Consider the following 22,191-nt stretch of genomic DNA (forward strand, 5'->3'; position numbering starts at 1 on the left):
TCGTGAAGACCTAGGCCGACAACGGCTCCCCGTCGTCTCTTCGCACATCGGACAGAGCGGTCGTGGAACCGGAGGCCTCGCTGAGCGGCTGCACGGTGCGCCGGAACGCCTCCAGCGCGTCCAGTTCCCGCCGCCGCGCGGACAGGAATCGCTGCAGGTGGGTGCTGGAAAGGTTCACCGCCTCGATGGCGTTGCCCGCGGCGCGATGCGCCCCGGACGCCGCGGCCCGGACCCGCTCGACGTCGTCGGCGAGTGCTCGCTCGGTGCTGGCGAACAGGGCGGCCGAAGCCAGCACGGCGAACCCGGTCGGCCCGCACATGAACACCCGCCGGTTCAGCAGCCAGCGGAGCAGTTCCGGTTCGGTGTCCATGGCCGCGACCACCGCCGCGTCGGACGGGACGAACATGATCGTGCCGTAGATGGCGTCCGCGTAGCGCTCGTAGCCGCGGCTGGACAACTCGGCGGCGCGGGCCCGCAGGTTGCGCACGTGCACCCGCAGCGCCTCGGCCCGTTCCGCCTCGTCGTCGGTCTCCACCGCTTCGGCCCAGCAGGCCATGCTGGCTTTCGCGTCGACCGGGACGCTGCGGCCGCCGCCGACGTGCAGCAGCATGTCCGGCTTGACGGCGCCGCCGCCGGCCACGTCCGCCTGCAGCGTGTAGTGCAGCCCTTCCCGGAGGCCGAGCGCCTTCGCCGTTTCCACCAGGACTCGCTCACCGAGCTCGCCACGGCCGTGGATGGAGGCGAACGCCACTTCGTACCGGCGCAGTGCGGTCTGCTGCTCGTCCACCCGCCTGCGCTCGTTGGCCAGCTCGCGCGCTGCCTCGTCCGCCCTGCGCTGACTGTCGGTGTAGAGCCGCCACAGCATGACCATGCCGATAGCCAGCGCCACGGCGATGGCCACCGCGGCCGTTGTGAGCACTGTCGCCATGGACGCAACTTTGGCAGAGATCACCGACAAATCACCGGCGACACCGCCGCCTGCCCCTACCCCCGGACGGGTGGCGCGACGAGCTCACCGAGCGCGCGGCGAGTCTGCGCAACGGCGTCGGCGTTCGAACATAGAGTCGGTCGGCGTGAGGCTGCTGCACACGTCGGACTGGCATCTGGGACGGACATTTCACGGCGCCGATCTGCTTGCCGATCAACAGGCCGTGTTGGCGCATCTGGCCGACGTGGTGCGGTCCGAGCGCGTCGACGTCGTGCTGGTTTCCGGGGACGTCTACGACCGCGCGGTGCCGTCCGCCGAGACGGTTCAGGTCGCCACCCGCGGCCTGGCGCGCATCAGGGAAGCGGGCGCGCAGATCGTGGTGACCTCGGGCAACCACGACTCGGCCATGCGGCTCGGTGCTTTCGCGGACTTTCTCGCCGCGGGCGGCCTGCACCTGCGGACCAGCATCGACACCATCGACGACCCGGTCGTGCTGTCCGACGAGCACGGCCAGGTGGCGATCTACGGCATCCCCTACCTGGAACCGGAGCCCGCCCGCCAGGCGATGGGGATCGAGGCCAAGGGGCACACCGGCGTGCTCACGGAAGCGATGCGTCGGGTCAACGCCGATCGCGAGCGGCGCGGCAGCCGGTCGGTGGTGATGGCGCACGCCTTCGTCACCGGCGGCACCGGATCCGATTCCGAGCGCTCGATCGCGGTCGGTGGGGTCGAGCAGGTCGGTGGCGCGGTCTTCGACGGACCCGACTACGTCGCGCTCGGGCACCTGCACGGCCCGCAGACGCTCACCGAGCGCATGCGGTACTCGGGAAGCCTGCTGCCGTACTCGTTCTCCGAGGCCGCCCACCGCAAGTCCGCCTGGCTGGTCGATCTCGGGCCGGGCGGGCTCGAGCGGGTCCAGCGCCTGGAGCTGCCCGTGCCGCGGGCGCTGGCCACGATCACCGGCGAGCTGGAGCAGATCCTGGCCGACCCGGCGCACGAGGACGTCCGGGACTGCTACCTGGCGGTGACGCTGACCGATCGGGTGCGCCCGCTCGATGCCATGCGCAGGCTGCGCGAGCGCTTCCCCTATGCGGTGCACCTGGACTGGCAGCCGCAAGGAGGCGGGGCGAGCCACGCGTTGCGGTATGCCGAGGCCGTGCGGGGCAGGAAGGACGCCGAGATCGTGGAGCGTTTCCTGGCCGATTGCCGGGGCGCGGGCCCGAGGCCGTCCGAGCGGGCGCTGCTGGAGCGCGCGTTGCGGGCGAGCCATCCGGAACGGGAAGGACGTCGTGAGGAGGGAGCACCCGTGTCGGCAGGTGTCGGCTCGTGAGGCTGCACCGGCTCGAACTGACCGCGTTCGGCCCGTTCCCGCGGACCGAGTCGGTGGACTTCGACGCGCTCGGCGCGGACGGCTTGTTCCTGCTCTGCGGGCACACCGGTGCGGGCAAGACCACTTTGCTGGACGCCATCTCGTTCGCGCTGTTCGGCGTGGTGCCCGGGGCACGCGGGGAGGTCAAGCGGCTGCGCTGCGACCAAGCCGATCCGGCCACGCCGACGCGCGTCGCCCTGGAGCTGACGGTGGGCTCGCACCGGATGCGCATCGAGCGTTTCCCGGAGTACGAGCGGCCCAAGAAGCGCGGAGAAGGAACCACGAAGCAACCGGCCAAGGCGTCACTGACCTGGGTCGGCGATCCGCCCGGCTGGCACAACGGGGACCCGGTGACCCGGATCGACGAGGTGGCCCGCACCGTGCAGCGGCTGCTCGGCATGACTGCGGACCAGTTCTTCCAGGTGGTGCTGCTGCCGCAGGGCGAGTTCGCGACGTTCCTGCGCGCCGACACGGCCGAGCGGGAGCGATTGCTGGACAAGCTGTTCGGCACGCACCGTTTCGAAGCGGTGCAGGACTGGTTCGTCGAGCATCGGCGGCAGCGCCGCGCGGAGCTTGACCTGGCGCGGGCCGATTTCCGGGAGTGGGTCGCGCGGTTCGCCCAAGCGGCCGGGCAGGAGCCGCCGGAGACCGGCATCCTGGAGTGGGCGAAGCAGACCACGCAACGGGCGATCGAGGACTACGAGCTGGCCGCCAAGCAGGCCGCCGCGGCGTTCCAGGCGAGCAAGCAGGCCGAAGCGACACTGGCCGAGCGGCGCGACTTGCGTGACCGTGTCCAGCTCGTCGCCACGCACACCGCGAAACTGGAGCAGCTTCGGGCGCGCGCGGACGAACTGCAGCGCGCCCGCGACGAGCTGGCGCAAGCCCGCCGGGCGGAATCGGTGCGGGCCGCGCATCGCGAGTGGCAGCGGGCTCAGGACGAGCTGGCCAAGGCCCTGCGCGCGGAGGCGGCGGCGGCCGAGGGGGTGGACGAAGCAGACGCGGACAAGCCGGCCGCGCAGCTGCGCGCCAGGGCCGGGGCGCTGCGGGAGCAGGCGGGCCAGTTGGCCGGGGCGATCGAGGAAGCCAGCAGGCAGCGGGAGCGGCAGCAGCGCCTCGATCGGGTCACGGAGCAAGCACAGGACGCCGAGCGTCGCATCGCCGACGTCGACGCCGAGCTGCACGGCCTGCCTGCCCGGCTGGAGGGGTTGCGCGGGCAGCTGGCAGCGGCACAGGCCGCGGCCACGAAGCTGGAACACGCGCGCACGGTGCATCAGGAGCTGAGCGAGGCGCTGGCCCTCGCTCAGCGGTTGCCGGAGCTGCAGCGGGCCCTCGAGCAGGCCGAGGAACGCCTGCGCGAAGCGATCGATACCCACCAGAACGCCAGGGAGGAACGCCAGCGGCTGTACGACCGGCGGCTGGCGGGCATGGCCGCCGAGCTGGCCGGACAGCTCTCCGCCGGAGATCCGTGTCCGGTCTGCGGCTCGACGGAGCACCCGGCACCCACCCGGGCAGGCGAAGGCGCGGTCAGCGAAGACGCCGTCCGGGCGGCAGTCGAGGCGGAGGACGACGCTCACCGGCTGCGGAGCGAGGCTGAGCAAGCCAAGCACGAAGCGCAGGCAGCGGTCGCCGAACTCCGAGCGCGCTTGCGTGGCCGTACCGCGGAAACGCTGCAGCACGAGGTGGCCGAGGCGGAGCGCGAGCTGGCCGGGCTGGAGAAGGCGGCTGCCCGAGCAGAAGAGCTGGAAGCCGCCGTGGCCGGCACCCAGGAGCGCATCGACCAGCTCACCACGGCACGGGCCGGTGCCGAGCAGGCCCGGGCAGCCGCCCAGGCCGAAGCGCGCAGCCTGCGGGAGGCCATCGCCGAAGCGGAGCGGAGGCTGGCCGACGCCCGCGGCGAGTTCCCGTCCGTCGAGCAGCGCCGGTTGTCGCTGCTCGACCGGGCGAAAGCGTGCGAGGTGCTTGCCGACGCCAGGACAACCGTGGCGAGCTGCCAAGCCCGCGTGGCCGAGCAACGGGCCACCGTGGCGGAGGCAGCGCGCTCGGCAGGCTTCCCGTCGGTCGACGCCGCGCTGGCCGCGGCTCGCGAGCCGGAGGTGATCGCGCGGCTTGACGCGGAGGTGACCGACGCCGAGGTCCAGGAGCGCAGCGCGCGCGACATCCTGGCCGATCCGAAACTCGCGGGCATCGAGCCGGACATGCAGGTCGACGTCGCGGGCGCAAAGGCAGAAGCAGAGCAGGCCCGGAAGGCCGCGGACGCGGCGCTGGTGACCGAGCAGTCCGCAAAAGACCGGGTCGAGCAACTGGAAGAACTCGGCGAGCGGCTGCAGGAGCGCAGCGCCCGGTTGGCGCCGCTGGAGGCGGAGTTCGCCGAGCTGGACGCGTTGACCGACGTGCTCAATGGCCGCGGCCAGAACACCAAACGCATGTCGCTGCGCTCGTACGTGCTCGCGGCCAGGCTGGAGGAGGTGGCGGTCGCGGCCACCGCCCGCCTGCGGGTGATGAGCCAAGGCCGCTATGCGTTCGTCCACAGCGACGCGGCGGGCGCCCGCGGCACCAGGGGCGGGTTGGGGCTCGACGTGCTGGACGACTACTCCGGCACCGTCCGCTCGACGAAGACCCTTTCCGGTGGGGAGTCGTTCCTGGCATCGCTGGCGCTGGCGCTCGGGTTGGCCGACGTCGTCTCGGCGGAGGCCGGTGGCGTGCAGCTGGACACGTTGTTCATCGACGAAGGCTTCGGCACCCTCGACGCCGAGACGCTGGATGTCGTGATGGACACCTTGGACGGGCTGCGCGCCGGCGGCCGGGTCGTCGGGCTGGTGTCCCACGTCGAGGAGATGCGGCAGCGGATTCCGACCAAGTTGTTCGTGCGCAAGGGGCGCACCGGGTCGACGCTCCACATGCAGGTGTGAGGCCGCTCAGCGGGCCGCCTCTGCTTCGTGGGCCAGCAGCCAGCGCTTGACGTCGAGCCCCCAGCGGAAACCGCCGAGCGCGCCGCCGATGCGCACCACCCGGTGGCAAGGCACGAACAGGGCGGCAGCGTTGCGGGCACAGGCGGAGGCGGCTGCCCGCACCGCCGAGGGGCGTCCGGCCAGCGCCGCGTACTCGCTGTAGGTGACTGGCTGGCCCGGTGGCACCTTACGGAGGACGTCCCAGGCATGGGTGAGGAATTCCCCGGAGCGCTGCCGCACCGGAATGTCGTCGATGGCGGCGAGGTTGCCGTCGTGGAATCGCTGCACGGCGCGGGTGATCGGCCCGAGGTCGGGCAGCCTGCGCAGCCCGGCGGGGCGCAGCGTCGCCGCGATCAACGGGGTCAGGGTGTCCGGTCCCGCGGTCCAGCCGGAGGCCAGCACGGCGCCGTCGTCGGCCGCGATCGCGGTGAACGGCCCGATCGGAGTGTCCACAGTGGACCAAGTGGCGGTCATGGTCGTCCTTTCCTGGAGGTCTTCTTCGGCGCGGCGCGCCAGAGGTGCATGCCGGCGTACGAGCGCCATGGCCGCACGGCGTCGAGTCGTCGGCTCAGGTCGGCGGGGTCGGTGGGGAGTCCGAGCGCGGCGGCGCCCTGGCGCAGGGCCACGTCGCCGACGAGGAGCACGTCAGGTGCGGCGAGTACTCGCATCACCACGTAGTCCGCGGTCCACGGCCCGACACCGGGCAGGTCCAGCAGCTCGGCCCGCAGCTCGTCCGGGTCTCGACCGATGTGCACGTCGAGCTTTCCGGCAGCGATGGCGTCCGCGGCGTCGACGATGGCCTCGATTCGGCGTCGTGGGCCCGCAAGTACTTCCAGGCCGTGCTCGGCGATGGATTCCGGGGTGGGGAAGAGCGTGGTCAGCTCGCCGTCGGCGGCCGGGAGCCGGTCACCGAGGGCAGCCGCCAGGCGCCCGGCCGCGGTCCGTGCCGCCGCCACGCTGACCTGTTGGCCGAGCAACGCGCGGATCAGCAGCTCGGGCCCGTCGACGGCGCCGGGCACCCGGATGCCTGGTGTGCCGGCGACGCCGGTGACCAGTGCAGGCTCGGCGGCGAGCACGCCGTCGATCGCTGCGGGGTCGGCATCGAGATCCAGCAGGCGGCGCAGCCGGGAGACCGCGCTGCTGAGATCGCGCATGTCGGACAGCCGCAGCAGGCAGTGGACGTGGCGCGACGACGGACCCTTCGGCGGCCACAGCCACGCGGTCGCGGTGCCATGGGGCAGGCGCAGGGTCCGCCCGTAGCCGTCCTCGTGTGCGGTCTCCACGCCAGGAACCGCGCGAGCGGCCAAGAACTCGAAGACGCCGGCGGCGTCGAACGGCTCGCGGAACGGCAGGCGCAGGTTCAGCTCGACACGCCCACCGTGCGACGAAGCGGGGGTGGGGTGCTTGCGGCGAGCGCGCAGCTGCGTCGGCGTGCAGCCGAACACCTCGCGCACGGTGTCGTTGAACTGGCGGATGCTGGAGAATCCGGCGGCGAACGCCGCATCGCCGAACGGCAGGTCGGTCAGCTCGATCAGCAGCCGGGCGGCATGAGCCCGATGCGCACGAGCCAGCGCCAGCGGTCCCGCGCCGAGCTCGGCGGTCAGGGCGCGGTTCAGCTGCCGCTCCGAATATCCCAGCCGGCGCGCCAGGCCCGGCACGCCCTCGCGCTCCACCACCCCGTCGGCGATCAGCCGCATGGCCCGGGCCGCCAGGTCGGCGCGCACGTTCCATTCCGGGGAGCCGGGCACCGCATCGGGCAGGCACCGTCGGCAGGCCCGGTAACCCGCCGCCTGCGCTGCGGCCGCGGTCGGATAGAAGCGCACGTTCTCCGGCTTCGGCGTGACGGCCGGGCAGGACGGGCGGCAGTAGATCCGGGTCGTCGACACCGCAGTGATGAACTGGCCGTCGAAGCGAGCATCCCGAGCGGCAACGGCGCGGTAGCACGCGTCGAAGTCCCGCCAGATGGCGGACCGGACGGCTTTCGCGGTGGCTGTCATGGAGCCGATCCTGCCACCGGCGACGCGGCAGCACTGGCGGAAATCGGACATGATGGCGGGGCGTGCGGGCCCAGGGCCGAGTGGGGGTCGCTCGGTACCCTCGACACATGGCCGAACACGTCGTCGTGGCAACCACCACGGACAGCGAGGACCGAGCGCGTCAGCTGGCCGCGAGCGTGATCGAGGCGAAGCTGGGTGCCTGCGCACAGATCGTGCCCATCACCAGCGTCTACCGCTGGGAGGGCGAGGTCAGGACGGACCAGGAATGGCGCGTCGAGATCAAAACGGCCGCCGACCGGGCCGCCGACCTGACCGAGCATCTGAAGCAGAAGCACACCTACGACGTTCCGGAGATCATCGCGACCCCGGTCGAGGGCGGCTCGGCCGAGTACCTGGCGTGGGTGGTGCAGGAAACCCGCCGCTAGGCCCGCACCGCAGGTCCCGGCGAAGGCAGGGCCGCGTCGCTACCCGGACCAGGCCCGGGCGGCCGACCGGTACGCCAGTGGCAGGCTCTGGAGCTGCTGCCGCCGCCTGAGGACGGCCGTGACCAGCCGCGTCGGCCCGGCCAGCGCGAACGGGGGAGTGCTCCGTAGACTCGGATGGCGTGAGTCTGACCCTCGGCATCGTCGGACTGCCCAACGTCGGCAAGTCCACCCTGTTCAACGCCCTGACCCGCAACGACGTGCTGGCCGCGAACTACCCGTTCGCCACCATCGAGCCGAACGTCGGTGTGGTGCCGCTGCCGGACGAGCGGCTGGACAAGCTGGCGGAGATGTTCGACTCCGCCCGGACGGTGCCCGCCACGGTGTCGTTCGTCGACATCGCGGGGATCGTCAAGGGGGCGTCCGAGGGCGCCGGGCTGGGCAACAAGTTCCTGGCCCACATCCGGGAGGCGAACGCGATCTGCCAGGTCGTCCGGGCGTTCGACGACCCGGATGTGGCGCACGTCGAGGGCCAGGTCGGCCCGGCGGACGACTTGGAGACGATCAACACCGAGCTGATCCTCGCCGACCTGCAGACGCTGGAGAAGGCGCTGCCGCGCATGGAGAAGGAGGCGCGCACCCGCAAGGAAGCCCGCCCCGCGCTGGAGAACGTGCAGAAGGCCAAGGAGATCCTGGACAGCGGCCGCACGCTGTTCTCCGCGAAGTCCGAGGTCGACCTGGACGCGCTGCGGCAGCTGTCGCTGCTGACCGCCAAGCCGTTCCTGTACGTGTTCAACAGCGACGAGTCGGTGCTGACCGACGAGGCCAAGCGCAAGGAGCTGGCCGAGATGGTCGCCCCGGCCGAGGCGGTGTTCCTGGACGCCAAGGTCGAGGCCGAGCTGCTGGAGCTGGACGACCCGGACGACGTGCGGGAACTGCTGGCGTCGATCGGCCAGCAGGAGCCCGGCCTGCACGCGCTGGCCCGCGCCGGGTTCCGCACGCTCGGCCTGCAGACGTTCCTGACCGCGGGGCCGAAGGAGGCCCGCGCGTGGACCATCCCGCAGGGGGCGACGGCGCCGCAGGCCGCAGGCGTGATCCACACCGACTTCGAGCGCGGCTTCATCAAGGCCGAGGTCGTCTCCTACGACGACTTGATCGAGGCCGGATCCATGGCCGCCGCACGCGCCGCGGGCAAGGTCCGTATGGAAGGCAAGGACTACGTCATGGCCGACGGCGACGTGGTGGAGTTCCGGTTCAACGTCTGAGGCAGGGCGGGCCGAGTGAGTTCACTCAGTCAGCAGCCGGGCGGGTCGGACCTGGTCGTGCGGACGGCGGATGGCCGGGCCTTGACCGGGAAGTCGTTCGGTCCGGTGGACGGGAACCCGGTGCTGTTCGTCGCCGGCGCGGGCACCGGCAAGAGCATGCGGTTCGGCGAGCAGATGCTGGACCGTGCGCACGTCCGCCTGCTCACCATGGACCGTCCCGGCATGGGCGGTTCCGACGTGCATCCGGAGCGAACGCTGGCATCGACGGCAGCGGACTACCGAGCCTTCGTGACGGGAGTCCTCGGAGCGGGCGTCACGCTGCCGGTGGTGGCCAACTCGCAGGGCAGCGTCTTCGGGCTGGCCGCGGCCGCCGCGGGCTGGGTCTCCCGGCTCGTGCTGGTCTCACCCGCCGACGAAGTCGCGCACCCGGACGTCCAGGCGCAGGTGCCCGAGGATGCGGCGCGTTTGGCGCAACTCGCCGCGGACGATCCGGACGAAGCGGCGCGCATCCTGGGCGCCTTCACGGCGGACGCCATGGCCGAGATGGTGCTGTCGTCCTCGGACGAAGCCGACCGCCGGTTCTACACCAGCGAGACGTTCCTGCCGCTGTATCGCCGCTCGTTGGCTGAGGGCTTCGCCAACGACGGAGCCGGCTACGTCCGGGACACGCTCATCGCCATGCAACCCTGGCCGCTCCGGCTGGGTGACGTCCGCTGTCCGGTGACGATCTTGTTCGGCGCCCGGGACCGCTCGCATTCCCCGGATCACGGCCGGACGCTGGCCGACCGGATCCCGGACGCGGTCCGCCAGATCGTTCCCGACGCCGGGGGTGCGCTGCTGTGGACGCACTCGGAGAAGGTGCTGGCAGCGGCGCTGGGACAGCGCGACTGACCAGCTCGCGCTCCGGTTGCCGGGCCCTCCGGTGTGGTTCATGCTGCTACCGGAACCCGATGCCGGGCCCGTCCACGAGTCCAGCAGACCGCATCGTCGCCGTCGATCGTGCAGTCACCTGTCCGCCGGGCTGGCGGACGACCGGCCGACACACTCCGAGGAGGACGCCATGCCGACCGTCCCGGAGCCGGTGGCCTCGTTCATCGACGCGGTCAACGCTCACGACGAGGAAGCCTTTCTGAACGCGTTCACCGACCGCGGGGCGGTGGACGATTGGGGCCGGGTCTTCACCGGGCGCGACGAGATCAAAGCCTGGAGCGACAAGGAATTCATCGGTGCGCGCGGCACCCTCACCGTGGAGGAAGTCGACGCGGCCCAGGACACCGTCACGGTCGTCGGCGACTGGCGCTCCAGCTACGCCAACGGGCGCTCGATGTTCGTTTTCGACATCGACGGTGACCGGCTGTCGCGGATGACCATCCGCGCGGGCTAGAAACGCCTTGTGACCGCCGACTTCGAACTCAGCCATGACGAGCTGCGCGCCGTTGTGCGGTTCGTCGCCCAGACGGCGGAAGACCTCCTGCCGGTCTTCGAACGGGCGCAACCCGGCGACCACCGGCCGCGCGCTGCCGTGGCAGCGGCCTGGGACTTCGTCGACGGGGCGCCTCGCTCCAAACGGCTGCGCGTGGCCTCGATGGACGCCCATCGCGCGGCCGGCGCAGCGCCCGACGAACCCGCCCGCCTGGCCGCGCAAGCCGCCGGGGATGCCGCCTCGGCCGCCTACCTGCATCCGATTTCCAAGGAGCACCAAGTCGCCCACATCCTGCGTGCCGCCGCCAACGCGGCACGGATCGCGGAAATCGAAGCGGATGCCGTGGCGGCCGAGAAGGCGATCGAGCTAGCGTGCAGCAGGGCAACGCCCGCGGTGGTCGGCGTGCTTCGCCGATACCCGCCGCCGTCTCCGGGACGACGCCGGGTGACCGAGTTGATGGCCGAAGTGGACTTCAGGCTGCGCAGTACCGGACTCGGCAGCTGATCGACCGGATGGCCGTCGATCACGCGGAAATCGGGCGGGCTCCTGGCAAAATCCGGTGCCGCGTTCTCGCGAAGGCCCGCACCGTAGGTCGCGCGCTTAAACTCTGCTCATGACGTCGATGACGCAGCTGCGCAAGGCCGCGCTGGCGCTCCCCGAAGTCGAGGAAGGCAATCACTTCGGGCTGCAGTCCTTCCTGGTGCACGGCCGCGGCTTCGTCTCGGTCACCTCCGACGGGCAAGTGCAGCTGCGTCTGTCGCCGGAGCAGGTGGCCGAGACGCGCCTGCGGGTGGGCGGTGAGCCGATCGTCCGGGCGGACAGGACGATCGGCCTGAAGATCCCGCTCGCGAAGATCAACGGGCAGCAGCTGAACGAGCTGGTCCGGCAGGCATGGCGGCATCAGGCGCCCAGGAAGTTGGTCGCCGCGCTGGACGCTGCCTACGCCGGCGACGTCGCCGGAAGCGACTTGCCGCGCACCATCCCGGCGCCGGCCAGGCGGGCGCTGCTCGCGGCCGGAATCCGCACGCTGGCCCAGGTCGCCGAGCATTCCAGGGCGGAACTGCTCGCCCTGCACGGGGTCGGCCCCAAGGCCATTCGCGTACTCGAACAGTCACTCAGCGCGAGTGAAATGGCTTTTCGCGGGTAGACTGACGGGTACCGGGACACGTTCGTTCCGGCGAGATGCGGCGATGTGGATGAGTTGTTGGCCCGGATAAGACTTTTCAGGAAAACCCGCGAGAAGTTCGAGCGGATCATCCGCGAGGAAATCGATCAGCCTCGCGAGATGCAAGCGCTCGAGGTCGTCGCGGAAGCCGAAGATGCGCTGCGCACCGCAGAAGTGCGGGAGGAAGACGCGCGCCAGCGCAAGGACCGTCGCGGCTGACCGCCGGCGCAGCCGCGTTCCGCAGCGCTGCAGGCGCGGCCAGCCACGCCAGGCAACAGACCTGCGCCGTCGCCGACCGTGTGGCCGGAGACGAGACGACCACGAGACGCGACACTGCCTCAGTACCCGGCGAGCACGTCGTCGATCTTGTCCGCCAGCTGCATGTCCTTGGCCGTGATGCCGCCCGCCGAATGCGTGCTCAGCGAGAAGTGCAGCGTGCGCCACCGGATGTCGATGTCCGGGTGATGATCCAGCTCCTCGGCGATCGCGCCGACTCTGCCGACCGCCTCGATGGCATCCGCAAACGACGGCAGCTCCACGGTCCGACGCAGCGCGTTGCCTTCCGCGCGCCAATGCGGCCTGCGCGTCAGATCCTCGCTGATCTGGTCGTCGGTGAGCAGCTCGGGTGACCTGGCTGTGGATTCCTCCGCCATGTGCTCCATCGTGCCAGCCGATCGGTAGGCTTGCCCGGGCTACGGGAGGGAACGTGATCAACCGAGTTCGGCGCGCGAAGGTCCCCGCGCTGCTGTTGACGCTTGGCATGGTCGCGGCCGGATGCGGCACCGACGAGCCTCAGCGGCCGGAAGAGCAACGCACCGTCACCCTGGTCACCGATTCGTCCTGGACCATCCCGCAGGAGCTGCACGCGGCGTTCGAACGGCAGACCGAACTGCAGCTGGAGCACCGCACCATCGGGGACACCCCGACGGAGCTGGTCGAGGCGCTCGGCAAGATCACCGCCGGTGACGTGGTGCTCGGCCTGGACACCTCGACCGTCCAGCAGGCCTTGCGGGACGACGTGCTCACGCCCTACACCAGCCCGGAGGCCAATCGCGGCCAGCAGCGGTTCTCGGTGGACGAGCAGCAGCGGCTTTCCGCGATCGACCGGCTCGTGGTGTGCGTGAACGTCGACGAAACCTGGTTCACCGAGCACGACGTGCCGCCACCGGAGAGCGCCGAGGATCTGGCCGACCCGGCCTATCGTGGCCTGCTGGCCATGCCGGACCCGAAGACGTCCCAGCACGGCATGACCTACCTGCTGGGCTCGATCGCCCAGCAGGGCCGCGGTGGCTGGCAGCGCTACTGGAAGCGGCTGAAGAACAACGGGGTGACCGTGCTGCCCACTGACGCCGACGTCCGCCAGCAGTACACCGCCACGGGCGGCAAAGGGGAACACCCGCTGGTCATCGCGTCGGCGACGCTGCCCGGGCAATTGTCCGGCGACGAAGGCGGGCGGACGTCGGTGCTGGAGGACACCTGCCACGAGCAGGTCCGTTACGCCGCGGTGCTGGCCAGCGCGGACAGCGACGAGCGGGCGGGCAAACTGGTCGACTTCCTGCTCACCCAGCAGTTCCAGCAGGCGGTGCCGGAGGCGTACGGGACCTATCCGGTGCGGATGGGCGTCGAGCTGCCGGAGGAGTGGGCGGACAAGGTTCCCGCTCCGGAGGAGCCGGGCGCGCTTCCGGCCCGCGCGGCGGACGCGGGCCGGAAGCAGGTCCTGGCGCGATGGCAGCAGGTGATGGGCGGCTGACCGGGGTCAGCCGTCCCGCGTGACGATCCTGGCGTAGGCCAGCGACAACCCGATGACGACGTAGCAAGCCGCACGCAACGCACCTTCGCCGAGCAGGTCGAGGCTGACCGGATCGCGCATCAGCTGCGGCATCGCGGCCACCCAGCCTTCGGGCAGCAGGAACGGGTGCAACCAGCTGAGCGAGTCGAACACGCTGAGCACCTGCGACACGATCAGCCCGCCGAGCACCAGGGCCACCACCAGCATCGGATGCTCGGTCGTGGTGGAGATCGCCAGCGCCACCGCGCCGACCGCGAGCAGCTGCAGGGTCACCCACGCCACGGCCAGGCCGATGCGGCCGAGCCCGTCGGCGAAGCCCAGCGTGGTGCCGGACAGCGTGATGATGCCGTCCATGCCGTTGAGGATCAGACCGGTGGTCAACCCGGTGAGCGCCACCAGGCCGGCGGCCACCAGCGCCACCGCGAGCACTCCGAACACCTTGACGGCCAGCAGGCGCCCGCGCGAGACCGGGGCGACCAGCCATCCGCGCAGTGCGCCGACCGACTGCTCACCGGCGATCGCGTCCGCTCCCGCCATGGCCACCGCCAACGGCAGGAAGAGACTCATCAGCATCATGAACGATCCCAGCGGTATGGACAGCGCGCTGGTGGCGGCCGCGACGAACAACGGCGCCTCGCCGCTGGCCTCGCCAGGACCTGCCAGGACGATCGAGATGCCGATGATCGGGGGGAAGATCGCCAGCAGCGCCAGCACCACCAGCGTGCGCGGCCTGCGGAAGATCCACCGCACCTCGGCCAGCACCAGCCGCGACAGCGGAGCCCGGTGGCGGCGATCGGTGACCTCCGGGGTTTCGTCCCAGGCAATGGCCGTCATCACGCCACCCCCACGTGGTCGACGTCGTTCAGGTGCAGATCGGTGGGCAGGTCGTCGGACTGCGTCTCGGTCAGCCGGGCGAACAGGTCCTCCAGGCCGGTGCGCTTCCGGCGCGCCTCGTACACCGACACCCCGGCTTGCACCAGCGTTTCGATCACCCGCGGCGCAGGCGTGGTCACCAGGTCGACCAGGATCCCGTCCGGCGCCAGCCGGGCCGGAATGCGGTTGGCGCGCAGCGCCTCGACCGCCTGGGTGGCGTCCGGCGTGACCACCTCGAGCGTCGGGTTGCCGGCTTCCAGCAGCTCGCTGAGCTCGCCCTGCGCCACCACGGTGCCCTTGCTGAGCACGATCACGTGCGTGCAGGTGGCCTCGACCTCGGACAGCAGGTGGGACGACACCAGCACCGTCGTGCCCCTGGCGTGCAGTTCCGCGATGATCCTGCGGACCTCCCTGGTACCTGCCGGGTCCAGGCCGTTGGTCGGCTCGTCGAGCACGACCAGCTTGCGTGGCACCAGCAGCGCCGCGGCCAGTCCCAGCCGCTGCTTCATGCCCAGCGAGTAGCCGCGGTAGCGACGGTCGGCCGCGGCGGTCAGCCCGACCAGCTCGAGCGCGTTCGTCACCGCCGCGGTGATCTTGGCCGAGGGCAGCAACGGTTCGGCGGCGGCGAACCGGAGCAAGTTGTCCCTTCCGCTCAAGAACGGGTGGAAGCCCGGGCCTTCGACGAGCGCGCCCACGTGCGGCAGGGTCGACTCCGCGGACTCCGGCATGGGCTGGCCGAACAGCTCGACCTCTCCCTCGGTGGGCCGTACCAGGCCGAGCAGCATGCGGATCGTCGTCGTCTTCCCCGAGCCGTTCGGGCCGAGCATGCCGACCACGGCACCTTCCGGCACTTCCAGGTCGACCCCGTCCACGGCGATCGTGCTGCGGTAGACCTTGCGCACCCCTTTGGTCCGCGCCACCACGGGGCGAGCCCCCGCGCCCGCCGTGGCAGGCGCGGGGACCGTCCGGGCGAGTTCGTCACGTGCCATGCTCGTCCTCACTTCGCCAGTGCTTGCTCGAGGACCTGCACCGGGACCGCGCCGACGGCGAACCGGCCGTCGTCGGTGATCAGCGCCGAACCTGCATTGCTGGTGATCACGTAGCCGGCACCGAACGCGCCGGTGATCCGCTTGCCGTAGCCGTCCAGCAGGTCCTGCGGCGATTCAGCGTCGCCGTCCCACCGGTCCGACTCCCCGTCCGGGTGGGCTCGCTCCGCCGGCACGTCCTGGGGGACCTTGCCGGTCAGCACGGTGTCCCAGCCGTCACCGACGACGTCGAGCGCGCTGCCGAAGCGCTGCATGGCTTCCTGCTCCTGCGGCGACGGGGCCATGTCCGCGCGTTCCTTCAGCGCCTTCTGCGCGTCGACGATCTTCGCGTCCTTCGGCGGGGTGAACTCGAACAGCCGCTCGGGTTGTGCGCCGACGGTGAACTCCGTGAAACCGAGGCTGAAGATCGGCTCGGTGGACCCGTTGCCCATCACCTCGAACCGCAGCGGCAGCCGGGTCTCGGCGTCGACGGCCACCTTCACCTCGCGCAACACCGTGCGCTCGGTCGGCTTCGGGGTCAGCACCAGCTCGTAGGCCGGGCGGTCGGCCACCATGGCCGTGCCGTCGACCGTGATCGTGCTGGTCTCGGACAGCCGATCGACGATGGCTTGGGCGACCTTGGCCGGGTCGGCCATCTCCGCAGGCTGCCTGCTGGGGATCCGCCGGGGGCCCGGCTTGCCTGCCTGCTCCCTGGCGGCCTCGACGTCGTCGGTGTCCAGGCGGGTGGCGGTGTTCTCCGCCGAGTCGTAGGTCCACAGTTCGTCGGCGTTGCGTACCAGCGTGAACTCGGCGCTGAGGTCCTGGATGGCGATGCGCACGCCCTCGTCGCCGTCGTGGAAGATCCGGGCGGATTCGAACCCGAGGCCGAAGCTGGCGGCGCCCGAGCCGTCGCCGCCGGTCGGGACCGGCAGACCGAGGTTCTGCTGCATCACGACCTTCCCGGCGAACGCCGGCGGGTCGGCCTGCAACGCGGTCCGGACGAGTTCCTGGGCGCTGATCTCGGGCAGCACCGGCGCATCGTCCGCGCCTGCGGGCACGGTCAGCATGACCAGGCCCCCGACGCCGAGTGCCGTCCCGGTCAGCGCCGCGACGAGCCCTTTCGTTCGTGGTTGCATGTCTTCTCCCTGCGTCGTCGACCAGTGTTCCCGGCCTGCCACCCACCTTCCACCCCGGTGGCTGAGATCGGGCTGAGGAGCTGAGACCGCGCTGAGAGGACCGCGCGCCTTCGTCTGCCGGTTCGGGGATAGTGGGTACATGCAACCGCGCGTTTTGGTCGTCGACGACGAACCAGGGGTGCGCAAGGCGCTCGACCGGGGCCTGCGTGCCGAGGGAATGGATGTGGTGACCGCGGCCGACGGGCCCACCGCGTTGCGGTTCGCGCGCACGGGGACGTTCGACGCCGTCCTGCTGGACATCATGCTGCCCGGGCTGAGCGGCTACCGCGTGCTGCAGCAGCTGCGGGCCGAGGGGGTGCGGACACCCGTGCTGCTGGTGTCGGCCAAGGACGGGGAGATCGACCAGGCGGACGGCCTGGACCTGGGGGCGGACGGCTACGTGGTGAAACCCTTCTCGTTCGTCGTGCTGCTCGCGCAGCTGCGGGCCGTGCTGCGGCGGGCGGCGGAGAGTTCGATGCGCGGCACGGTGCGCATCGGCAGGCTGGAGGTCGACCGGTCGGCCCGCACCGCACGCTGGGACGGCACCACCGTCCCGCTGAGCCCGCGCGAGTACGCCGTGCTCGAGGTGCTCGCCAGCCGGGCGCCCGCGGTCGTCACCAAGGACGAGCTGCTGGCCGAGATCTGGGGTGACGAACAAGCGGCCACGCGCAACAACGTCGAGGTCTACGTCGGCTACGTGCGGCGCAAGCTGGCGGCGGCGGGCGCGGACGGGCTAGTGCGCACCGTGCGGGGGCACGGTTACCAGCTGGACGAAGCCCTGCCGCCGGTCTGATGCAGGACCGGCGAATGCACCCGGTCGACTCCCTCCCGGCTCGGCGCCGACGCCGGTTTCCCTTCACCGGCACGCTGCGCGGACGCATCACGCTGGTGGCGACGGCAGTGACCGCCGCCTGCCTGCTCGGGCTGGCCGTGCTCGGCGGGCGGTCGCTCGAGTCGTTGCTGCTGGACTCGCTGGACGAGGACCTGGCGAACACGGTGGAACCGGCGGCCAGGGTGGTACGCGCAGGCGAGCTACCCGCCGAGCGACCCGGTCTCACCGTGCGCGTGCTGGACATCGCCGGGAACCCGGTGGACGGTCGCGGCGACCGGCCGTTGACGGCCGCCGCGGTGCGTCAGCTCAAGGCAGGGCTGCCGGTGCAGACGGCGGGCAACCCACCGGTGCGGTGGCGGGGCACCGTGGCGACCGCGCCGGACGGCTCGCAGCGGCTGGTGGTGGCCGGGGCCGGCCTGGTGGGCTTCACCGCCGCGCTGGCCGGTGGTGCCAACGGCTTGCTGCTGGCCGCGGTCGTCGCGGCGGTGGTCGCCGGCGTCGTGGTGTGGGTGGCCGTCGGGGCGGCGTTGCGGCCGGTCGGCCGGATGCGGCGGGCGGTGCGGCGGCTGGCGGAGTCGGAGCGGTTGCCGGTGCCGCGGACCGGGGACGAGCTGCAGGCGCTGGCGCGCGACTTCAACCACCTGCTGGACCGGCAGGAGCAGGCCGCAGATCGCCTCCGCCGGTTCACCGGCGACGCGGCGCACGAGCTGCGCTCGCCGGTGGCGTCCATCCGGGTCCAGGCCGAGGTGGCGGTGGCCAACCCGGACCCGGACACGGCACAGGAAGTGCTCGGCGACGTGCTGGCCGAGTCCGAGCGACTGTCGGCGTTGCTGGACGGCCTGCTGGCGCTGGCCCGTTCGGACGCCGGTGAGCTTCCCCCGGCAACCCCGGTGGAGCTGGTCACCGAGGCCCGCGCCGCGGTGGGCCGCCTTCCCGCGGACGGGCCGGTGGTCAAGGTCAACGCGGCGTCGCCCGAGGTGTGGGCACAGGCCAATCACGCCGAGGTCGAGCTGGTGCTGGACAACTTGCTGCGCAACGCCGTCCGCTACGCACGTGCGCAGGTGGTGGTGTCCGTGCTGACGGCGCGCTCGGTGGCGCGTGTCGTCGTCGACGACGACGGCCCCGGTGTGGCTCCGGAACATCGCCAACGCGTGTTCGACCGCTTCTACCGGGTGGCGGATGATCGAGCCAGGGACAGCGGCGGTGCCGGTCTCGGCCTGGCGCTGGTGGCCGAGCTGGTCAGGCGGCGCGGTGGCCGTGTCGCCGTGGGGGAGTCACCCGAGGGCGGGGCCAGGTTCCAGGTGGCCTGGCGTGCGATGGAGGCGGAATGACCGACGTGACGGTGGTGGGCGGCGCGCTGGTGCGCCGCGGCCTGCTGCTCGCCGCGCAGCGCGCCCATCCGGCGGAGATCGCCGGCAAGTGGGAGCTGCCCGGCGGTAGGGTCGAGCCGGGGGAGGACGAGGCCGCGGCCCTCCGCCGGGAATTCGCCGAGGAACTGGGGGTCGAGGTCGGCGTCGGCGCACGGATCGGGCCAGACCTGCCGCTGTCCGCCGGGAAGGTCCTGCGCATCTTCCTGGTGCACCTGGCCGACGGGCAGGAACCGCAGGCGCTACAGCACCGCGCGTTGCGCTGGCTGTCGGCGCGCGAGCTGACGGAGGTGGACTGGCTGCCCGCCGATCGCGCGGTGCTGCCGGACCTGCAAGCGCTGCTGGACGGGTGACGACCGGTCGCATCCGGCCGGATCGGGCTTACCGTGGTAGTCGGGCCCCGCAACCACTGGTGAAGGAGGGGCGACCATGTACGTCGTACTGAGCACCTGCACCGCGCCGATCGAAGAGATCGACCTCGTGCTTCCCGACCACGCCGAGTGGTTGTCCCGGCATTACGCGGCCGGTGACTTCCTGCTCTCCGGCTGGCGGACGCCGCGCGTCGGCGGGGTGATCCTGGCCAGGCGGATGCCGCGGGGGAAGCTCGACGCCATCCTGGCCACCGATCCGCTGGCGTACCGCCACCTGGTGCACTACGAGGTCATCGAGTTCGAAGCCACCCGGACCGCGCGCGAACTGAACGAGCTGAACGAGGCACTGGCCGCGCACTGAGTGCGCACTGAGGCGGCGTCGCGGCGCTTCGGCCCTCGGCCGGGCGCGCTCCTGACCGCGTGACAGGCCGGCGACAGGGGCACGCCGGGCTGTGTGTCCGCTGCCGTGTCTGGTTGCGGATTCGGCTGTGTCGGCCGTGGTGTCGGGTTGCCTGGCAGGTCGTTGGGCGGGGCGCGCGCGGGATCGTGTGTCGGCTGCCGTGTTTGGGTACGGGGCGGGTGCATGTCGGGCTGTGTCGAGCGCCGATCGGGCCGCGGCAGGTCGTCGACAGGGGCGCGCTGGTGCTGTGTGTCGGCCGTGGTGTCGGGCTGCGGTGGCGGGTCGTTGGGCGGGGCGCGCGCGGGATCGTGTGTCGGCTGCCGCGTCAGGCCACCAGGCAGGCGGCGTGTCGGCTGTCGCGTCGGGCTGCGTGCCGGCTGTTGCGGTGGCAGTCGTCGTCGTGGGTCGCCGGCCGGGCCGTGTGTCACCCGCCGGAACTTGTTTCATCCGGTGCGTCAGGCCGCGCTTCACCCGGCTCCGCAGTCAGGCCGCGCGGGCCAGCTTCTTCTGTGTCTTTTTCAACGCGCGCACCGGGCATTTCTTGCAGCGCGGCTGGGACTTGCAGCACTTCTTTTTGACCTTGCCCTTTTTGATCAGCTTGCGCACCCTGGCCTTGGCCCGCTGCCTGATCGCATCCGCCGTGGCCGCCTGCGTGGCCTTCGTGGCCTTCTTGCCCACCGAAATGTCCGTTCGCCGCCGAAATCGCTCTTTCCAGGCTAGGTGGCGTGTCGGGAAAGGCGGTGTGCGGATGGCCACACCGGACGGGCAAGTATCCTGAAATGGCCGCCAGGAGCAGCGCGTTTCCCGCGTGCGGATCGCGGTGGCGTCCCGATGCACCCCGAAAACTCCGTGGAGGAGCCGACTCGTGTCCGCATCCGCAGGCAAAGCCCGCGTCCGCACCGACCTGCGCAACGTGGCCATCGTGGCGCACGTCGACCACGGCAAGACCACGTTGGTCGACGCCATGCTCAAGCAGGCAGGCGCCTTCGGGGACCACGCCGAGCCGGTGGACAGGGTGCTGGACTCCGGCGAGCTGGAGCGGGAGAAAGGCATCACCATCCTGGCCAAGAACACCGCGATCACCCGCGGGGACGTGACCATCAATGTCATCGACACCCCAGGCCACGCCGACTTCGGCGGTGAGGTGGAACGCGGCCTGGCCATGGTCGACGGGGTGCTGTTGCTGGTAGACGCCAGCGAGGGGCCGCTGCCGCAGACCCGGTTCGTGCTGCGCAAGACGCTGGAAGCCAAGCTGCCCGTGGTGCTGGTGGTCAACAAGGTGGACCGCTCCGACGCGCGCATCTCCGAGGTCGTCGAGCAGACCCAGGACCTGCTGCTGGAGCTGGCCGCCGACATCGAGGACGTCGACCACGACGCGGTGCTGGACCTCCCGGTGATCTACGCGTGTGCCCGCACCGGGCGGGCGTCGCTGAACCAGCCCGCCGACGGCGGTCAGCCGGACGACGCCACGCTGGACCCGCTGTTCGAGACGCTGCTCGACCACATCCCGCCGCCGACCGGCGACCCGGACGAGCCGTTGCAGGCACTGGTGACGAACCTGGACGCGTCGAGCTTCCTCGGCCGGATCGCGCTGGTCCGCATCCATTCCGGCAGGCTGCGCAAGGGCCAGACGGTCGCGTGGCTGCGCGAGGACGGCAGCGTGCAGCACGTCCGGATCTCCGAACTGCTGGTCACCAAGGGCCTGGAACGGGTGCCCGCCACCGAGGCGGCAGCCGGGGATCTGGTGGCGATCGCCGGCATCCCGGAGATCACCATCGGCGACACGCTGGCCGACGTCGATCATCCGGTGGCCCTTCCGCGGATCACCGTCGACGAGCCGGCCATCTCGATGACCATCGGGGTGAACACGTCGCCGCTGGCCGGCCGCGGCGGCGGGGACAAGCTCACCGCCCGGCTGGTCAAGGCACGGCTGGACAGCGAGCTGGTGGGCAACGTGAGCATGCGGGTGCTGCCCACCGATCGCCCGGACACCTGGGAGGTGCAGGGCCGCGGCGAGCTGGCGCTGGCCGTGCTGGTCGAGCAGATGCGCCGGGAAGGGTTCGAGCTGACCGTCGGCAAGCCCGACGTGGTGACCAAGATGATCGACGGGAAGCTGCACGAGCCGTTCGAGCGGCTGACCATCGACGCACCGGAGGAGTACCTGGGCGCGATCACCCAGCTGCTGGCCGCGCGCAAGGGCCGGATGGAGCACATGTCCGGCCACGGCACCGGCCGGATCAGGCTGGAGTACGTCGTCCCGGCGCGCGGGCTGATCGGTTTCCGCACCGACTTCCTGACCGAGACCCGCGGCACCGGCATCGCCAACCACGTCTTCGAGGGCTATTTCCCGTGGGTGGGCGAGCTGCGCACCCGGCACTCCGGCTCGCTGGTCGCCGACCGCAGCGGCACGGTGACCACGTACGCCCTGCTGCAGCTGGCCGACCGCGGCACGTTCTTCGTCGAGCCGGGCGCCGAGGTCTACGAAGGCATGGTGGTCGGGGAGAACCCGCGCGCCGAGGACCTGGACATCAACATCACCAAGGAGAAGAAGCTCACCAACATGCGCTCGTCCACCGGCGAGGAGCTGGAGCGGCTGAACCGCCCGCGCAAGCTGGGCCTGGAGGAGGCGCTGGAGTTCTGCGCGGCCGACGAGTGCGTCGAGGTCACCCCCAAGGCGATCCGTGTCCGTAAAGTCGTCCTCGAGGCATCGACCCGCGCGAAGGAGCGGTCCCGGGCCCGGTCCCGCGACGCGGCCGCGGTCGGCTGAGCCAGGAATTCCGGCTACCGGCCGAGATCACGGTGCCGTTTCCCGCAAATCGGCGGCGCGCCCTCGAACGCTCTG

Annotated in this window: 23 protein-coding genes; 15 read left to right on the forward strand and 8 right to left on the reverse strand. The window is 71.3% G+C overall.

Features of this window, described 5'->3' with window-relative positions:
• Positions 1-10 precede the first annotated feature (10 nt).
• The gene (locus YWY_RS0111060) at positions 11-928 is read right to left on the reverse strand and encodes a DNA recombination protein RmuC (RefSeq protein ID WP_028847649.1); all 918 of its coding nucleotides are present in this window, start codon (positions 926-928) and stop codon (positions 11-13) included.
• A gap of 145 nt (positions 929-1,073) precedes the next feature.
• Here YWY_RS0111060 and YWY_RS21520 point away from each other — a divergent pair, with 145 nt between their 5' ends.
• Both YWY_RS21520 and YWY_RS0111070 read left to right on the forward strand, forming a co-directional pair.
• The gene (locus YWY_RS21520) at positions 1,074-2,258 is read left to right on the forward strand and encodes an exonuclease SbcCD subunit D (protein ID WP_051310155.1); all 1,185 of its coding nucleotides are present in this window, start codon (positions 1,074-1,076) and stop codon (positions 2,256-2,258) included.
• Positions 2,255-5,206 (forward strand): AAA family ATPase, encoded by a 2,952-nt coding sequence (locus tag YWY_RS0111070; protein WP_028847650.1) that lies wholly within the window; start codon positions 2,255-2,257, stop codon positions 5,204-5,206. Before YWY_RS21520 ends, YWY_RS0111070 begins: the two co-directional genes overlap by 4 nt.
• Before the next feature lie 6 nt (positions 5,207-5,212).
• Here YWY_RS0111070 and YWY_RS0111075 read toward each other — a convergent pair whose 3' ends face one another.
• Entirely contained in the window at positions 5,213-5,719 is a 507-nt protein-coding gene (locus YWY_RS0111075) for a methylated-DNA--[protein]-cysteine S-methyltransferase (protein ID WP_028847651.1), read from the reverse strand.
• The gene (locus YWY_RS0111080; protein WP_028847652.1) at positions 5,716-7,242 is read right to left on the reverse strand and encodes a DNA-3-methyladenine glycosylase 2 family protein; all 1,527 of its coding nucleotides are present in this window, start codon (positions 7,240-7,242) and stop codon (positions 5,716-5,718) included. The genes YWY_RS0111075 and YWY_RS0111080 overlap by 4 nt, the downstream gene beginning before the upstream one ends.
• Before the next feature lie 107 nt (positions 7,243-7,349).
• Between YWY_RS0111080 and cutA the strand changes: the two genes are divergently transcribed.
• From cutA to YWY_RS0111115, 7 genes are all read left to right on the forward strand, one after another.
• On the forward strand, positions 7,350-7,667 hold the full coding sequence (gene cutA, locus YWY_RS0111085; RefSeq protein WP_028847653.1) for a divalent-cation tolerance protein CutA: 318 nt from the start codon (positions 7,350-7,352) through the stop codon (positions 7,665-7,667).
• A 179-nt stretch (positions 7,668-7,846) separates the two neighbouring features.
• Positions 7,847-8,929: a redox-regulated ATPase YchF gene (gene ychF / locus YWY_RS0111090; RefSeq protein WP_028847654.1), complete on the forward strand. Its 1,083-nt coding sequence runs from the start codon at positions 7,847-7,849 to the stop codon at positions 8,927-8,929.
• A gap of 15 nt (positions 8,930-8,944) precedes the next feature.
• Positions 8,945-9,820: an alpha/beta fold hydrolase gene (locus tag YWY_RS0111095; protein WP_038045011.1), complete on the forward strand. Its 876-nt coding sequence runs from the start codon at positions 8,945-8,947 to the stop codon at positions 9,818-9,820.
• Between the two features lie 169 nt (positions 9,821-9,989).
• Positions 9,990-10,313, forward strand: coding sequence for a nuclear transport factor 2 family protein (locus YWY_RS0111100; protein ID WP_028847656.1), 324 nt, complete (start codon positions 9,990-9,992; stop codon positions 10,311-10,313).
• Positions 10,314-10,322: 9 nt separating this feature from the next.
• A complete protein-coding gene (locus YWY_RS0111105; RefSeq protein WP_028847657.1) occupies positions 10,323-10,856 on the forward strand; it encodes a putative immunity protein in 534 nt (177 codons plus the stop codon).
• A gap of 109 nt (positions 10,857-10,965) precedes the next feature.
• On the forward strand, positions 10,966-11,499 hold the full coding sequence (locus YWY_RS0111110; protein WP_028847658.1) for an MmcQ/YjbR family DNA-binding protein: 534 nt from the start codon (positions 10,966-10,968) through the stop codon (positions 11,497-11,499).
• Between the two features lie 45 nt (positions 11,500-11,544).
• Positions 11,545-11,736, forward strand: coding sequence for a hypothetical protein (locus YWY_RS0111115; RefSeq protein WP_028847659.1), 192 nt, complete (start codon positions 11,545-11,547; stop codon positions 11,734-11,736).
• A gap of 119 nt (positions 11,737-11,855) precedes the next feature.
• Here YWY_RS0111115 and YWY_RS0111120 read toward each other — a convergent pair whose 3' ends face one another.
• Positions 11,856-12,170, reverse strand: a complete 315-nt coding sequence (locus tag YWY_RS0111120; RefSeq protein ID WP_028847660.1) for a 4a-hydroxytetrahydrobiopterin dehydratase — start codon at positions 12,168-12,170, stop codon at positions 11,856-11,858.
• Positions 12,171-12,223: 53 nt separating this feature from the next.
• Here YWY_RS0111120 and YWY_RS0111125 point away from each other — a divergent pair, with 53 nt between their 5' ends.
• A complete protein-coding gene (locus YWY_RS0111125; protein ID WP_028847661.1) occupies positions 12,224-13,267 on the forward strand; it encodes a thiamine ABC transporter substrate-binding protein in 1,044 nt (347 codons plus the stop codon).
• A gap of 6 nt (positions 13,268-13,273) precedes the next feature.
• Here the strand turns inward: YWY_RS0111125 and YWY_RS0111130 are convergent, their stop codons facing one another.
• From YWY_RS0111130 to YWY_RS0111140, 3 genes are read right to left on the reverse strand one after another with little or no spacing between them, the layout of a single operon-like run.
• Positions 13,274-14,140 carry an ABC transporter permease gene (locus tag YWY_RS0111130; protein ID WP_028847662.1) on the reverse strand — a complete coding sequence of 289 codons (867 nt, stop codon included), beginning with the start codon at positions 14,138-14,140 and terminating at the stop codon, positions 13,274-13,276.
• A complete protein-coding gene (locus tag YWY_RS21525) occupies positions 14,140-15,168 on the reverse strand; it encodes an ABC transporter ATP-binding protein (RefSeq protein ID WP_051310156.1) in 1,029 nt (342 codons plus the stop codon). The genes YWY_RS0111130 and YWY_RS21525 overlap by 1 nt, the downstream gene beginning before the upstream one ends.
• Before the next feature lie 8 nt (positions 15,169-15,176).
• Complete coding sequence (locus tag YWY_RS0111140; RefSeq protein ID WP_028847663.1) at positions 15,177-16,340, reverse strand: LolA family protein; 1,164 nt, start codon at positions 16,338-16,340, stop codon at positions 15,177-15,179.
• 139 nt (positions 16,341-16,479) lie between these two features.
• Here YWY_RS0111140 and YWY_RS0111145 point away from each other — a divergent pair, with 139 nt between their 5' ends.
• The 4 genes from YWY_RS0111145 to YWY_RS0111160 all read left to right on the forward strand — a co-directional run bounded on the left by YWY_RS0111145 (position 16,480) and on the right by YWY_RS0111160 (position 19,310).
• Complete coding sequence (locus YWY_RS0111145; protein ID WP_028847664.1) at positions 16,480-17,172, forward strand: response regulator transcription factor; 693 nt, start codon at positions 16,480-16,482, stop codon at positions 17,170-17,172.
• Positions 17,173-17,186: 14 nt separating this feature from the next.
• Positions 17,187-18,542 carry a sensor histidine kinase gene (locus YWY_RS0111150; RefSeq protein WP_051310250.1) on the forward strand — a complete coding sequence of 452 codons (1,356 nt, stop codon included), beginning with the start codon at positions 17,187-17,189 and terminating at the stop codon, positions 18,540-18,542.
• On the forward strand, positions 18,539-18,931 hold the full coding sequence (locus tag YWY_RS0111155; protein WP_028847666.1) for a (deoxy)nucleoside triphosphate pyrophosphohydrolase: 393 nt from the start codon (positions 18,539-18,541) through the stop codon (positions 18,929-18,931). The genes YWY_RS0111150 and YWY_RS0111155 overlap by 4 nt, the downstream gene beginning before the upstream one ends.
• A gap of 76 nt (positions 18,932-19,007) precedes the next feature.
• On the forward strand, positions 19,008-19,310 hold the full coding sequence (locus tag YWY_RS0111160) for a YciI family protein (protein ID WP_028847667.1): 303 nt from the start codon (positions 19,008-19,010) through the stop codon (positions 19,308-19,310).
• A gap of 522 nt (positions 19,311-19,832) precedes the next feature.
• Here YWY_RS0111160 and YWY_RS21530 read toward each other — a convergent pair.
• The gene (locus tag YWY_RS21530; RefSeq protein ID WP_038045012.1) at positions 19,833-20,027 is read right to left on the reverse strand and encodes a hypothetical protein; all 195 of its coding nucleotides are present in this window, start codon (positions 20,025-20,027) and stop codon (positions 19,833-19,835) included.
• Positions 20,028-20,214: 187 nt separating this feature from the next.
• On the opposite strand from YWY_RS21530, the gene typA reads away from it, so the two are divergent.
• The gene (gene typA, locus YWY_RS0111170; protein WP_028847668.1) at positions 20,215-22,116 is read left to right on the forward strand and encodes a translational GTPase TypA; all 1,902 of its coding nucleotides are present in this window, start codon (positions 20,215-20,217) and stop codon (positions 22,114-22,116) included.
• The last annotated feature ends 75 nt before the right edge of the window (positions 22,117-22,191 follow it).

The organism is Thermocrispum agreste DSM 44070 (assembly GCF_000427905.1).
In the GTDB taxonomy this organism is placed as follows: domain Bacteria; phylum Actinomycetota; class Actinomycetes; order Mycobacteriales; family Pseudonocardiaceae; genus Thermocrispum; species Thermocrispum agreste.

Excerpts from the sequence above, each read along its gene's own strand:
- YWY_RS0111140 (WP_028847663.1), bottom strand. The coding sequence starts at position 16,340 with ATGCAACCACGAACGAAAGGGCTCGTCGCGGCGCTGACCGGGACGGCA.
- YWY_RS0111100 (WP_028847656.1), top strand. The coding sequence starts at position 9,990 with ATGCCGACCGTCCCGGAGCCGGTGGCCTCGTTCATCGACGCGGTCAAC.
- YWY_RS0111150 (WP_051310250.1), top strand. The coding sequence starts at position 17,187 with ATGCACCCGGTCGACTCCCTCCCGGCTCGGCGCCGACGCCGGTTTCCC.
- YWY_RS0111075 (WP_028847651.1), bottom strand. The coding sequence starts at position 5,719 with ATGACCGCCACTTGGTCCACTGTGGACACTCCGATCGGGCCGTTCACC.
- YWY_RS0111080 (WP_028847652.1), bottom strand. The coding sequence starts at position 7,242 with ATGACAGCCACCGCGAAAGCCGTCCGGTCCGCCATCTGGCGGGACTTC.
- YWY_RS0111060 (WP_028847649.1), bottom strand. The coding sequence starts at position 928 with ATGGCGACAGTGCTCACAACGGCCGCGGTGGCCATCGCCGTGGCGCTG.
- YWY_RS0111160 (WP_028847667.1), top strand. The coding sequence starts at position 19,008 with ATGTACGTCGTACTGAGCACCTGCACCGCGCCGATCGAAGAGATCGAC.
- YWY_RS21525 (WP_051310156.1), bottom strand. The coding sequence starts at position 15,168 with ATGGCACGTGACGAACTCGCCCGGACGGTCCCCGCGCCTGCCACGGCG.
- YWY_RS0111120 (WP_028847660.1), bottom strand. The coding sequence starts at position 12,170 with ATGGCGGAGGAATCCACAGCCAGGTCACCCGAGCTGCTCACCGACGAC.
- YWY_RS0111110 (WP_028847658.1), top strand. The coding sequence starts at position 10,966 with ATGACGTCGATGACGCAGCTGCGCAAGGCCGCGCTGGCGCTCCCCGAA.
- YWY_RS0111155 (WP_028847666.1), top strand. The coding sequence starts at position 18,539 with ATGACCGACGTGACGGTGGTGGGCGGCGCGCTGGTGCGCCGCGGCCTG.
- YWY_RS0111145 (WP_028847664.1), top strand. The coding sequence starts at position 16,480 with ATGCAACCGCGCGTTTTGGTCGTCGACGACGAACCAGGGGTGCGCAAG.
- cutA (WP_028847653.1), top strand. The coding sequence starts at position 7,350 with ATGGCCGAACACGTCGTCGTGGCAACCACCACGGACAGCGAGGACCGA.
- YWY_RS0111130 (WP_028847662.1), bottom strand. The coding sequence starts at position 14,140 with ATGACGGCCATTGCCTGGGACGAAACCCCGGAGGTCACCGATCGCCGC.